At 69.8% G+C, this 12,485-nt stretch carries 10 protein-coding genes and 1 tRNA gene; 5 read left to right on the top strand and 6 right to left on the bottom strand.

All coding sequences use genetic code 11. From position 1 onward, the window contains the following. Nucleotides 1-59: 59 nt before the first annotated feature. The gene (locus tag ACIP84_RS18000) at nucleotides 60-1,439 is read left to right on the top strand and encodes a pyridoxal phosphate-dependent decarboxylase family protein (protein ID WP_401798585.1); all 1,380 of its coding nucleotides are present in this window, start codon (nucleotides 60-62) and stop codon (nucleotides 1,437-1,439) included. Then, on the top strand, nucleotides 1,436-2,857 hold the full coding sequence (locus ACIP84_RS18005) for a lysine N(6)-hydroxylase/L-ornithine N(5)-oxygenase family protein (RefSeq protein WP_401798587.1): 1,422 nt from the start codon (nucleotides 1,436-1,438) through the stop codon (nucleotides 2,855-2,857). The genes ACIP84_RS18000 and ACIP84_RS18005 overlap by 4 nt, the downstream gene beginning before the upstream one ends. Nucleotides 2,858-2,870: 13 nt before the next feature. Here ACIP84_RS18005 and ACIP84_RS18010 read toward each other — a convergent pair whose 3' ends face one another. After that, nucleotides 2,871-4,673: a bifunctional metallophosphatase/5'-nucleotidase gene (locus tag ACIP84_RS18010; protein WP_401798589.1), complete on the bottom strand. Its 1,803-nt coding sequence runs from the start codon at nucleotides 4,671-4,673 to the stop codon at nucleotides 2,871-2,873. A gap of 160 nt (nucleotides 4,674-4,833) precedes the next feature. Between ACIP84_RS18010 and ACIP84_RS18015 the strand changes: the two genes are divergently transcribed. Continuing rightward, complete coding sequence (locus tag ACIP84_RS18015; RefSeq protein WP_355956462.1) at nucleotides 4,834-5,517, top strand: SIMPL domain-containing protein; 684 nt, start codon at nucleotides 4,834-4,836, stop codon at nucleotides 5,515-5,517. 146 nt (nucleotides 5,518-5,663) lie between these two features. After that, complete coding sequence (gene pyk, locus ACIP84_RS18020) at nucleotides 5,664-7,091, top strand: pyruvate kinase (RefSeq protein ID WP_401798591.1); 1,428 nt, start codon at nucleotides 5,664-5,666, stop codon at nucleotides 7,089-7,091. 3 nt (nucleotides 7,092-7,094) lie between these two features. Here the strand turns inward: pyk and ACIP84_RS18025 are convergent, their stop codons facing one another. After that, nucleotides 7,095-7,880, bottom strand: a complete 786-nt coding sequence (locus ACIP84_RS18025; RefSeq protein WP_401798593.1) for a helix-turn-helix domain-containing protein — start codon at nucleotides 7,878-7,880, stop codon at nucleotides 7,095-7,097. 109 nt (nucleotides 7,881-7,989) lie between these two features. After that, nucleotides 7,990-8,064: transfer RNA gene (locus ACIP84_RS18030), tRNA-Leu, on the bottom strand. Between the two features lie 110 nt (nucleotides 8,065-8,174). On the opposite strand from ACIP84_RS18030, the gene ACIP84_RS18035 reads away from it, so the two are divergent. Further along, nucleotides 8,175-8,828 carry an ANTAR domain-containing response regulator gene (locus ACIP84_RS18035; protein WP_015032844.1) on the top strand — a complete coding sequence of 218 codons (654 nt, stop codon included), beginning with the start codon at nucleotides 8,175-8,177 and terminating at the stop codon, nucleotides 8,826-8,828. A 91-nt stretch (nucleotides 8,829-8,919) separates the two neighbouring features. Here the strand turns inward: ACIP84_RS18035 and ACIP84_RS18040 are convergent, their stop codons facing one another. From ACIP84_RS18040 to ACIP84_RS18050, 3 genes are read right to left on the bottom strand one after another with little or no spacing between them, the layout of a single operon-like run. Further along, nucleotides 8,920-9,636 (bottom strand): ABC transporter ATP-binding protein, encoded by a 717-nt coding sequence (locus ACIP84_RS18040; protein ID WP_209494232.1) that lies wholly within the window; start codon nucleotides 9,634-9,636, stop codon nucleotides 8,920-8,922. Continuing rightward, nucleotides 9,633-10,649: an ABC transporter ATP-binding protein gene (locus tag ACIP84_RS18045; RefSeq protein WP_401798596.1), complete on the bottom strand. Its 1,017-nt coding sequence runs from the start codon at nucleotides 10,647-10,649 to the stop codon at nucleotides 9,633-9,635. Before ACIP84_RS18045 ends, ACIP84_RS18040 begins: the two co-directional genes overlap by 4 nt. Nucleotides 10,650-10,652: 3 nt before the next feature. Beyond that, nucleotides 10,653-12,485: a branched-chain amino acid ABC transporter permease gene (locus tag ACIP84_RS18050; protein WP_355956454.1), complete on the bottom strand. Its 1,833-nt coding sequence runs from the start codon at nucleotides 12,483-12,485 to the stop codon at nucleotides 10,653-10,655.

Raw genomic sequence — 12,485 nt, forward strand, 5'->3', positions numbered from 1 at the left:
CGGGTTACAACCGGCCACTCCTCGGACATACCCCCACAACCCCCGGCACTCTGTCGTCCATGCGTGCCGAACCCCCGCCCCTCGCCGCCGATCCCACCGCCCTGAGCCGCCTCCTCGGCACCACCCTCGACGCCCTGCGCGAAGGCGCGCGGACCCGCGGCGGCCCGCTCCCGGCCGGCGGTCCCCAGGCCGTGGCACGACGGGTGCGGGAGGCCCTGGGGGAGCCCCTGCCCGAGACGGGCCAGGACCCGCATGAGGCCCTCCACACCCTCGTACGGGTCCTCGCCGAAGGCGCCGCCGACCCCGCCCACCCCCTCTGCGCCGCCCACCTCCACACCCCGCCCCTCGCCCTCGCCGCCGCCGCCGACCTCGCGGCCTCCGCCCTCAACCCGTCCATGGACTCCTGGGACCAGGCCCCCGCCGCCTCCGCGATCGAGGACCGGGTCACGGCCGCCCTCGCCGCCGAGGTCTTCCCCGACGCCACACACCCCGACGCACTCGTCACGACCGGCGGCACCGAGTCCAACCAACTCGCCCTCCTGCTCGCGCGAGAACGCCTCGGCCCCACCCTCCGCACCGTCGTCGGCGCGAACGCCCACCACTCCTTCCAGCGCGCCGCCTGGCTCCTCGGCCTCCCCGAGCCGGTCATGGTGCCCACCCCGCACGGCACCCTGGACCCCGCCGCCGTCCACGAGGCACTGACCGCCCTCACCGGCCCGGTCCTCGTCGCGGCCACCGCGGGAACCACCGACGAGGGCCTCATCGACCCCCTCCCCGCCCTCGCCGACCTCTGCGACGAGCGGCACGCCGACCTCCACGTCGACGCCGCCTACGGCGGCCCCGTCCTCTTCAGCCGCACCCACCGCCCCCTCCTCGACGGCCTGGCCCGCGCCCGCACCGTCACCGTCGACCTGCACAAACTGGGCTGGCAGCCGGCCGCCGCCGGACTCCTCGCCGTACGGGACGCGGCCGACCTCGCCGTGCTCGGACACACCGCCGCCTACCTCAACGCCGACGACGACACCGAGGCCGGCCTCCCCGACCTCCTCGGCCGCTCCCTGCGCACCACCCGCCGACCCGACGTCCTCAAGACCGCCGTCACCCTCCGCGCCCTCGGCCGTACCGGCCTCGGCGACCTCGTCGACGCCTGCATGGACCGGGCACAGGAGCTGGCCGACCTCGTCGAGAAGGCGCCCGGGCTCGACCTGCGCGCCCGCCCCACCCTCACCACCGTCCTGTTCCGGCCGAACGGCCCCGGCGACACCGACGAGACCGTCGCCGCGATCCGCCGCACCCTCCTCGCCGAGGGCCGCGCCGTCCTCGGCCGCGCCGAGGCGGACGGCCGCCTCTGGCTCAAGGCCACCCTGCTCAACCCCCACGCCACCCCCGGCGACCTGGCTCAGCTCATCACCCTCGTGGAAGGCAGCGCGCACCGATGACCGGCAGCACCGGCAGCACCCCCCAGGACGACCTCGACCGCCCCCACGATCTCGTGGGCGTCGGCATCGGCCCCTTCAACCTCTCGCTCGCCGCCCTCGCGCACGGTGTCCCCGGCGGGCTCGCCACCGCCTTCTTCGAGCAGAAGCCGGCCTTCCACTGGCACCCGGGCCTCCTCATCGAAGGCGCCACCCTCCAGGTCCCCTTCCTCGCCGACCTGGTGACCCTCGCCGACCCGGCCAGCCCGTGGACCTTCCTCAACTACCTGAAGAGCCGCGAGCGCCTCTTCCCCTTCTACTTCGCCGAGAAGTTCCACATCCAGCGCGCCGAGTACGACGCCTACTGCCGCTGGGCCAGCGAGCGGCTCCCCGGCCTGCACTTCGGCCACCAGGTCGACTCGGTCCGCTGGAACCCCGAACGCCGCCTGTTCGAAGTCGACTTCACCCAGATCGACCCGGCCGGCGAGGCCGAGGCCCTGGGACGCGCGTACACCCGCAACGTCGTCCTCGGCGTCGGCACCGAACCGTACGTCCCCGAACCCCTCAAGCCGCTCGCCGACGCCCCCGGCGTCCCCGTCTTCCACTCGGCCGACTACCTCGCGCACCGCGAGACACTCCTCGCCGCCGGGCACGTCACCGTCATCGGCTCCGGCCAGTCGGGCGCCGAGGTCTTCCTCGACCTGCTCCGGGCCCGCCCCGCCGGGGCCGAGCGCATCCACTGGCTGGCCCGCACCGAGGCCTTCGCGCCGATGGAGTACTCGAAGCTGGGCCTCGAACACTTCACCCCGGACTACACCCGCTACTTCCACGCCCTGCCCGAGCCGGTACGCGGCGAACTCCTGCCCCGGCAATGGCAGTTGCACAAGGGCATCGACGCCGACACGATCGCCGCCATCCACGACGAGCTGTACCGCCGCACCCTGCACGGCGGCTGGCCGGAAGCCGTCCTCACCCCGGGCGTCCGGGTCCGCACGGCCGGCCGGGTCGCCACCACCCAGGTCGAACTGCACCTGGAACACCTCCAACAGGGCACCCGCTCCCGGCTCACCACCGACGCCGTCGTCCTCGCCACCGGCTACCGGGAACGCCCGGTCGACCGGATGCTCGCCGGGCTCGACCCGTACCTCCGCCACGACTCCGCCGGGCGCCCCCGGATCGACGAGCGGTACCGGCTCGTCCTCGACCCGTCGGTGACCGGCGCCGTCCACGTGCAGAACGCCGAACGGCACACCCACGGCGTCGGCGCCCCCGACCTCGGCCTCGCGGCCTGGCGGAGCGCGACCATCCTCAACTCGATCACCGGCAAGGAGCCCTACCCGCTGCCGCGCCGCACGGCCTTCACCAGCTTCGGCCTGGAGACACGAGAGGCGCCGAGCATCCCGGCCCAGGGCCAGAAGCTGACGCCTCTCGTACAGCAGTGAGAACCGGTCGACCCTAGAAGACGGGGACGCCGTCCCGCGTCAGCTTCCAGCCCACCGACGCGAACAGGGACGGATCGACTGTCCCCTTCGCCTTCACCCACTGGATGATGGTGTTGCGGATCTCGTCAGAATTGGCCCACAGCTGCTGGGCGCCGGCGACGTGCGGGAACGCGCCGCCGCCGCTCGCCCGGTAGTTGTTGACCGCGAGGACGAACTTCGCCGCCGGGTCGAGAGGCCTGCCCTCGAAGGACAGGTTCACGATCCGGGAACCGGTCGGCCTCGCGATGTCGATGTCGTACGTGAGCCCGGAGACGGCGTCGTAGTTGTAGTCCGGGATGCTGTCCGCGTTGGTCAGCTTCGCGGTGTCGACCGGAGCACCCGCCGGGGTCTGGACGTAGTACCGCGCCGAGAACTCCAGGTAGTCCTTCAGCTGGGCGCCCGTCATCAGACGGGCCTCCAGGGTGTTCTCGAAGGGGTACAGACCGGCGGCGTCCTTGATGGAGACCTGGCCGGCCGGGATACGGGCCGTGCGGGAGAAGCAGGAGGCCTGCGAGAGGACCGGCAGGGCCGCGTGCGCACCGCCCGCGAGAGCCGCCTTCACGGTCTCGGCCTGGACGACGTTGATCAGATCGATGATCGGCTCGTCCTTCCACGGCGCGTCGGCCGTGGTCATGGCCGCCGTGGAAGTGCCGATGATCTGGTTGACGTACGCCACGACCTTCTTGTGCTCGTCCCCCAGCAGCCCGGTGATCTCCGGGTCCTCCGCCACCGTGTTGGAGTTGAGGACCTGCGCGGCCACCTTCTCGACCGTCCAGCGGCCCTTCTCCCACACCAGGTCGAAGTCGAACAGAGTGAGGCGCTGGCCCCACTTCAGCGGCTCCGACAGGACGACGTCCTTGCCGGTCTCCTTGTTCCTCACCCGGTACTCGGGGATCTCGGTGTGCGCGTGACCCACGAGGATCGCGTCGATGCCCGGCACCTGCTCGGCGACCAGCCCGGCCGCGTTCTCGATGTGAGGGAGCTGGTCACCGTACGAGGAGGTGCCGCTGGACCCGGAGTGCGCCGAGACGACGACCACGTCCGCACCCATCGAGCGCAGCTTCGGCACCCACTTCGCGGCCTGCTCCTCAAGTCCGGGGAAGACCATCTTGCCGCTGACGTTCGCCTTGTCCCAGATGGCGATGCCGGGATTGGTCAGACCCAGTATCGCGACCTTGACGTCCTTGCCGTGCGGGGTGCGCAGCCGGTGCATGCTGTACGGGGCGAAAGCAGGGCGCAGCGTCTTGGCGTCCAGCGCGTTGGCGCCGAGCAGCGGGAAGTCGCACTGCTCCTCGAACTTGCGGAGCACCGGGATGCCGTAGTTGAACTCGTGGTTGCCCAGCGCGGCGGCGTCGTAGCCGATGGCGTTCATGGCCTGGGCCATCGGGTGGACCGGACCGCGGCGGGCGGTGATCGGGTCGACCTTGGCGTAGTAGTACGACAGCTGCGTGCCCTGGATGGTGTCACCCGCGTCGATGAGGAGGGTGTTGCGGCGGCCCTTCTCCCTGCGGACCTGGTCGACCAGGGTGGAGATCTTGGCGAGGCCGACGTCGTTGTGCGCCTTGTCGTCGAACTCCTTGTCCGTGAAGTAGTCCCAGTTGAAGACGTTGCCGTGCAGGTCGGTGGTGCCCATCACGGTGAACGAGTACCGCTTCCGCGGACGCGGCCGGCCGTGGCCCCCGTGGGCCTCGGCGGGAACGGCGACGGCTCCGGCGACGGCCACTCCGGCCCCGGCGGCGGCCGAGCGCTCCAGGAACGTCCTGCGGTTCAGCGGCATGTGTTCTCTCCCCTTGTGGTTCTGTGCCGTCGGCGCCGACCGTGGCGCACAACGCGCGTAGATTCTGACCCGGACAGCCACGTCGGCGACAGAGCTTTCGGGTTACGGAGTGGGAAAGTGTTCGGTGGACGATCGCTGCCGAACACGGAGGAGTCAGGACGTGACGCAGGAACACGCGACCCCGGAAGCACCCCAGGTGACGGTTCGCGGAGAAGGACGGCTCGAGGTCGACCCGGAGCTCGCCCGCATCTGGGTGGCCGTCTCCGCCCGAGGACCCGACCGGTCCGCGACGCTCACCGACCTCACCCGCCGCAACGCCCTGGTGCTCGACCTCATCAAGGCACAGGGCTCCGCGGTCGAGAAACTGGAGACGGGCAGCTTCTCGATCTCCCCCGAGCTCACCCGCAAGGGACGGGGGGAGCGGGTCCACGCCTTCCACGGGCGGGTGCGGGTCACCGCCGAACTGACCGACTTCACCGTGCTCGGGGAGCTGGTGACCCGGCTCGCCGACCTGGAACTGACCAGCGTCGACGGCCCGTGGTGGTTCCTCCGCCCGGCCTCCCCGGCCTACGCGGAGGCCCGCAGGCTCGCGGTGACGGAGGCGGTCCAGCGGGCACGGGCCTACGCGGAGGCGCTCGGCACCTCGCTCTCCTCACTCCTCGAACTGTCGGACGCGGGCGTCGCCGAGCCGCTCATGCCGCGACGGGCCGCCTTCGGCTCGGCCGCGGTCGCGTACGCGGCGGAGGGGGTCGGAGAAGCCCCGCCGCTCGACCTCGAACCGCAGCGCCAGACAGTGACCGCCGAGGTCGTGGCGCGCTTCACGATGAGGCCGCCCGCACTCTGAGACAGGGGGCGCCGGGGCGCCGAAATCGCTCATCGGAGCACCCCGGCGCACAGATTCAAGACTTGTCAACAGCCTTTCACGGAAAGGTTGTTGAGTAGTCATGTCCCGCCAACTCGCTACTGGTGGGTAAGGCCTAGGCTCGACCCATGCGCCGAGCGAAAATCGTTTGTACCCTTGGGCCCGCCACCGAAACATACGACCAGATCAAGTCGTTGATCGAGGCCGGAATGGACGTGGCCCGCCTCAACCTCAGCCACGGCTCCTACACCGAGCACGAGGAGCGCTACCAGCGCGTACGCAAAGCCTCCGACGAGACCGGCCGCAGCGTCGGCGTCCTCGCCGACCTTCAAGGCCCGAAGATCCGCCTCGGCCGCTTCCGCGAAGGCCCCGTACTCCTTGAACGCGGCGACGAGTTCACCATCACCGTCGAGCCCATGGAAGGCGACCGCCACACCTGCGGAACGACCTACTCCGGCCTCGCCGACGACGTCACCACCGGCGAACGCATCCTCGTCGACGACGGCCGCGTCACCCTCGAAGTCACCTCCGTCGACGGACCCCGAGTGAACACCGTCGTCATCGAAGGCGGCATGGTCTCCGACAACAAGGGCCTCAACCTCCCCGGCGTCGCCGTCTCCGTCCCCGCCCTCTCCGAGAAGGACATCGAAGACCTCCGCTGGGCCCTGCGCACCGGCGCCGACGTCATCGCACTCTCCTTCGTCCGTAGCGCACGCGACATCGACGACGTCCACCGGATCATGGACGAAGAGGGCCGCCGGCTCCCCGTCATCGCCAAGATCGAGAAGCCGCAGGCCGTCGAGAACATCGAGGAGATCGTCGCCGCCTTCGACGGCATCATGGTCGCCCGCGGCGACCTCGGCGTCGAAATGCCCCTGGAACAGGTCCCGATCGTCCAGAAGCGCGCCGTCAAACTCGCCAAGCGCAACGCCAAACCGGTCATCGTCGCCACCCAGATGCTCGACTCCATGATCGACAACTCCCGCCCCACCCGCGCCGAGGCCTCGGACGTCGCCAACGCCGTCATCGACGGCACCGACGCCGTCATGCTCTCCGGCGAGACCAGCGTCGGCCGCTACCCCATCGAGACCGTCCGCACCATGAGCCGCATCGTCGAAGCCGCCGAGGAAGACGTCCTCGCCAAGGGCCTCCCGCCCCTCACCGACCGCAACAAGCCCCGCACCCAAGGCGGCGCCGTGGCCCGCGCGGCCGCCGAGATGGGCGACTTCCTCGGCGCCAAGTTCCTCGTCGCCTTCACCCAGTCCGGCGACACGGTCAAGCGCCTCTCCCGCTACCGCTCACCCATCCCCCTGCTCGCCTTCACCCCGGACCCGGCGACACGCTCCCAGCTCAACCTCACCTGGGGCGTCGAGACCTTCCTCGGCCCGCACGTCGACTCGACGGACGCGATGGTGGCCCAGGTGGACGAGGAGCTCCTCCGCATCGGCCGCTGCCGGCCGGGCGACATCGTGGTGATCACGGCCGGCTCCCCGCCGGGAGTCGCGGGCTCGACGAACCTGGTACGGGTCCACCACATCGGGGACCCGCTGACGTAGGGGTCAGTGCTTGGGGCCGACGTGCGCGTCCATGAGGGCGACGGAGGCTTTGCGGGCGACGGAGACATCGTGTGCCCCGGTTGCTCGGCGTCTGCTCCGCCAGGCCACACCGACACGTTCCAGCGTGTCGGTGTAGAGCTGAACGATGTCGTCCGAGGTGTTGGTGAAGAAGTAGCGGGGGTACTCGTACCGCTTCATCCGCCCGCCGATGGTCTTCTCCGTCCAGTTCACGATGCGCGACCCGTCGGAATGGATCAGTCCTCGGATGAACGACCATGGGTGAGCGTCGACGATCTCCTGCTGCCACTGTTCGAGGACGATGGCCCGTTCGTGCTTCCGGCCGGGGCCGTGCTGCGGGAAGAGGCAGGTCAGGTGCTTGGAGTGCACCTTGACGTCGCTGCACCCGGTCTTCCGTGCCCAGGAGGCCGTGTTGTCGGGGAACACCGTACGTACGGCCGTCATGGCTTCCTGCTGCACTCCGGGCCAGGCGTCGTCGAGTGTGATCCGCAGGCTCGGCACCCGGTGCTGCCGGGGGTGACTGATGTACCCGTCACCGAGGTACAGCCCGAGAAGATACGCGTACGCGGCTTCATCGAGCCGGCGTCCGTCGCACCGTGGGCAGAGGGGTCGGTAAACCCTGCCCGGGCACTCGCCGCGCTTCGCGCGGTCCGCGTGCTTCCAGGAGCTGATCGTGCCGGGTGGGATGTTCAGTGTCCGGGCGACAGCCGCGTTCGCTGCGCCGCTTCGCAGAAGAGTGAGTGCCCGTTGGTGCGTTCCGATGTCGTACACACGGTCGAGGGTTGCTGATTCGCGTGTGTGGTTGCGTGGGGATCGACAGGGTTCACGCGTGTGGGTGACGATCACTGACTGCTCGTCGACCTTCGAATCGAAGGAAAAGTGCCCCGGGTCGGACTCGAACCGACACTGTGTGGGTTTTGAATCCACTGCCTGCTGCCAATTGGGCTACCGGGGCCCGCGGAATCAAAGGTTTCCCCTGACCCTCTGCGCGTCCACCATACCGCAGCTAGGTAGGCTCTTGGTGAGCTGTATCCGCCTGGAAGAGGCCTTGAACGAGGAGCCCCCGTGACCGCCCCCGAGTCGCCCCAGCCCGCCGACGACGCCGACGCGTCGCACGTCCCGCCGCTGACGACCCGCGTCGTCATCGCCGAGGACGAGGCCCTCATCCGCCTCGACCTCAAAGAGATGCTGGAGGAAGAGGGCTACACGGTCGTCGGCGAGGCCGGAGACGGCGCCAAGGCCGTCGAGCTGGCCCGCGAGCACCGCCCCGACCTCGTCATCCTCGACGTGAAGATGCCCGTCCTCGACGGCATCTCGGCGGCCGAGAAGATCGCCGGCGAGTCCATCGCCCCGGTCCTCATGCTCACCGCCTTCTCGCAGCGCGAGCTCGTCGAGCGGGCCAGGGACGCCGGCGCCATGGCGTACCTCGTGAAGCCGTTCAGCAAGAGCGACGTGGTGCCGGCCATCGAGATGGCCGTCTCCCGTTTCTCCGAACTGCGCGCTCTGGAGCAGGAGGTCGCCGACCTCTCGCAGCGGCTGGAGACCCGCAAGTTGGTCGACCGCGCCAAGTCGATCCTGCAGACCCAGTACGGGCTGACGGAGCCGGCCGCGTTCCGCTGGATCCAGAAGACCTCCATGGACCGGCGGATGTCCATGCAGCAGGTTGCCGAGGCCGTGATCGAGGACGCCGAGGAGAAGAAGGCGGCCAAGGGGCAGTAGCCCCGCCCGCCCCCGTACACGTACGAAGAAGGCCCGCCCCACGTCACTGTGGGGCGGGCCTTCTGTTCTCGGTGCGGACCGGCCGGGTGGGTCAGTCCTCGCCGAGGTACGCCTTGCGGACGGACTCGTCGTGGAGCAGGTTCTGGCCGGTGCCGGAGAGCACGACCTTGCCGATCTCCATCACGTGGCCGTGGTCCGCGAGGGCGAGCGCGGCCTGGGCGTTCTGCTCGACGAGCAGGATGGTGGTGCCCTGGGCCTTGAGCTCGGCGATGGTCGCCATGATCTTCTGCATCATGATCGGGGAGAGGCCCATGGAGGGCTCGTCGAGCATGAGCAGTTTGGGCTGGGACATCAGGGCCCGGCCCATGGCGAGCATCTGCTGCTCGCCGCCGGAGAGCGTGCCGGCGGCCTGCTTGCGACGTTCGCCCAGGATGGGGAAGAGGTCGTAGGCGCGCTGGACGTCCTTGGCGATGCCCGCGGTGTCCTTCCGGAGGAAGGCGCCGAGGAGGAGGTTCTCCTCGATCGTCATGCGGGGGAAGATGTGGCGGCCTTCGGGGGAGTGGGCCAGGCCGAGCGAGACGATCTTGTGTGCGGGGATCTTGCGGAGGGACTTGCCCTCGAACTTGATCTGGCCGCCGACCGGCTTGAGGAGCCCGGAGAGGGTCCGCAGGGTGGTGGTCTTCCCGGCGCCGTTGGTGCCGATGAGGGTGACGACCTCACCGGCTTCGACGGAGAAGGAGATGCCCTTGACGGCCTCGATCTTTCCGTAGGCGACGCGCAGGTCCTCGACTTCGAGCAGTGCGGTCATGCGTCGTTCTCCTTGCCCGAAGCAGGGTCTTGCGTGGTGTCCTGCGAGGAGGTCTCCTCGGTGGCCGGTGCCTTGTCGGCGGTGGCCTCGGGGGTCTCGGTCGCCTCGGGGGCCTCGGGGGCGTCGTCCTCCGACGGCGTGTCCTCGGCGGGCGCGGCCTTCGCGGGAGCCTCCTTCGCGGGGGCCTCCTCCGCCGGCGTGTCCGCGACGGGCTCGCCGAGGTACGCGGCGATGACCCGCTCGTCGCTCTGGACGGTCTGGCTGTCGCCCTCGATCAGCTTCTGGCCCTGGACGAGCACGGCGACCCGGTCGCAGAGGTTGAAGATGAACCGCATGTCGTGCTCGATGACGAGCACGGCGATGCCCATGTCCCGGATGGCGAAGATGAGTTCCTCCGCGGCCCGCGTCTCCTGCGGGTTCATGCCGGCGGTGGGCTCGTCGAGCAGGATGAGACCGGGGTCGCTCGCGAGGGCGCGGGCGATCTCGAGCTTGCGCTGCTCTCCGTAGGGGAGGTTCTTGGCGAGGTGCTGCGCCTTGTCCTGGAGGCCGATGAACTCCAGGAGCTCCATGGCCCGGTCCGTCGCCTCGGCTTCGGCCTTCTTGAAGCCGGGGAGGCGGAGCAGTGCCGACCAGAGGCCCTGCTTCATGCGGGTGTGGCGTCCGACGAGGACGTTCTCCAGGACCGTCATGTTGTGGAACAGGCGGATGTTCTGGAAGGTGCGGGCGATGCCGGCGTCGGTGACCTTGTACGACGTGGGCGGCAGGACCTGGCCCTTGTAGCGGACCTCGCCCTCGGTGGGGACGTAGAGGCCGGTGAGGCAGTTGAAGAAGGTGGTCTTGCCGGCGCCGTTGGGGCCGATGAGACCGACGATCTCGCCGCTGTTGACGGTCAGGTTCACGTCGCGTACGGCGGTGAGGCCGCCGAATCGCATGGTGACCCCGCGTGCGTCGAGCACGGCCTCGCCGGCGGTCGGCGCGGCGGTGGCGTCGGCGGTCTTCGTGGTGGTCGTCATGGTTCAGGCACCTGCCTTGGCGAGCGTGGCGGGCGTCTCGTCGTTCTCGTGGAACTCCAGCTGGTTGCGCCGGTTGGCGATCATGCCTTCCGGGCGGAAGCGCATGAGCAGGATCAGCGCGACGCCGAAGGCGAAGAGCTGGTACTCGCCCATGAACTGGAGCTTGTTGGGGATGAGGAAGAGGAGCGAGGCGCCGACCAGCGGACCGCTCATCGTGCCCATGCCGCCGAGGACGACGGCCGCGAGCAGGAAGGCGGAGTTGGGCGGGATCGGACCGGCGAAGAGGTACTGCTCCGGGGTCACGGTGTAGGTCACGTGGGCCTGCACGGTGCCGGCGAGGCCGGCGAGTGAGGCGCCGAGGGCGAAGGCGATGAGCTTGACGCGGAAGCCGTTGATGCCCATGGCGAGGGCGGCGGTCTCGTCCTCGCGGATGGCGACCCAGGCGCGGCCGATGCGGGAGTCGCCGGAGCGCCGGAAGACCAGCACGACGACTGCCATGATCAGCAGCATCAGGAAGAAGTAGTTCGCGAAGCGGCCGATGGTGAATCCGGCGATGGAGTGCTCGGCGCCGAAGTCGAACCCGAAGATGTTGAGGTTCGGGATGGACGCGATGCCGTTGGAGCCGTTGGTGATGTCCGGGCCGGAGGTGCCGTCGGTGTTCATGACGGCGATGCGGAAGATCTCACCGAAACCGAGCGTCACGATGGCGAGGTAGTCGCCGCGCAGGCGCAGGGTCGGGGCGCCGATGAGGACGCCGAAGACCAGGGAGGCTCCGGCGCCGACCAGGATGGCGGCCCAGAAGGGGAAGTGGACGCCGAACGGCGAGGTCGGGGCGCCGGAGACGAGGGCGGCCGCGTAGGCGCCGACGCCGAGGAAGGCGACGTAGCCGAGGTCGAGGAGACCGGCGAGGCCGACGACGATGTTGAGGCCCAGGGCGACCGTGGCGAAGATCAGGATGTAGACGCCGAGCGTCGCGTACTGGTCGTCGGTCTGGGTGAAGGGGAAGAGCGCCGCCGCGGTGAACGCGCCCGCGATGGTGAGGTTCTGGTGCTTCTTGGTGAGCTGGGTGGCCTGCTGTGTGAGGCCGGACTTGTTGACCGCGGCGAAGCCGAGTCCGGCGGTGATCAGGAAGCCGAGGAACAGCTCGTCGTATTCGGTGCCGACGCCGTAGGTGAAGACGCCGAGTGCCACGGCGAGGATGCCCGTGATGATCAGGATCTCGACGGAGGAGTGCATCGGGGGCAGCTTGCGGGCGGTGCCGGTGGTGGCGAAGGCGCCCTTGAAGACTGTCCAGCCGTTGCCGGCGCGGTGCTTGAACTGGTCCCAGGCGGTGTCCTCGGGGTCCACGGGGTGGACCTTGGGCCGCTCGAAGGGGAGGGCGAGGGCGCCGAGGAGGGTGAGGAGGGTGGCGAGCGCGACGATGGCGCCGCCCGGCTCCAGGTTGACGGGGCCGCCGAGCGAGATGCTGATGGCGGCGACGGTGTACCAGGTGGTGCCGAAGGCGGCGAGCGCGGCGAACTTGAGGGCCGCGTCGGCGCCGGCCGGGGTCAGCCAGCGGGTGCCCTTGACGCCGTAGGAGGAGAGGGCGAAGAGGGTGGTGAGCAGGCCCAGGACCAGGACCTGGAGCTGGAGGCCGGCGGGGGAGCCGTAGTACGTGAGGTCGCCGGGGAACGTGGGCGTCCAGGTCCACGAGAGGAAACAGCTGGCGACGGTGAGGACGGCGCCGCCCAGGGTGAGGGCGCGGGCGGCCTTGGCCGGCACGAAGCCGATGAGGCCGGTGGCCTCGTCCTGCTTGGAGACCGGTGCTGCCTGGGGGTTCTCGGAGATGGTGGTCAT

It is taken from the genome of Streptomyces sp. NPDC088707 (assembly GCF_044752725.1).
In the GTDB taxonomy this organism is placed as follows: Bacteria; Actinomycetota; Actinomycetes; order Streptomycetales; family Streptomycetaceae; genus Streptomyces.

Bases quoted from the DNA above. Each gene is read 5' to 3' on its own strand.
- ACIP84_RS18045 (WP_401798596.1), bottom strand. From the start codon at position 10,649: ATGACGACCACCACGAAGACCGCCGACGCCACCGCCGCGCCGACCGCC.
- ACIP84_RS18010 (WP_401798589.1), bottom strand. From the start codon at position 4,673: ATGCCGCTGAACCGCAGGACGTTCCTGGAGCGCTCGGCCGCCGCCGGG.
- ACIP84_RS18040 (WP_209494232.1), bottom strand. From the start codon at position 9,636: ATGACCGCACTGCTCGAAGTCGAGGACCTGCGCGTCGCCTACGGAAAG.
- ACIP84_RS18000 (WP_401798585.1), top strand. From the start codon at position 60: ATGCGTGCCGAACCCCCGCCCCTCGCCGCCGATCCCACCGCCCTGAGC.
- ACIP84_RS18050 (WP_355956454.1), bottom strand. From the start codon at position 12,485: ATGACCACCATCTCCGAGAACCCCCAGGCAGCACCGGTCTCCAAGCAG.
- ACIP84_RS18005 (WP_401798587.1), top strand. From the start codon at position 1,436: ATGACCGGCAGCACCGGCAGCACCCCCCAGGACGACCTCGACCGCCCC.
- pyk (WP_401798591.1), top strand. From the start codon at position 5,664: ATGCGCCGAGCGAAAATCGTTTGTACCCTTGGGCCCGCCACCGAAACA.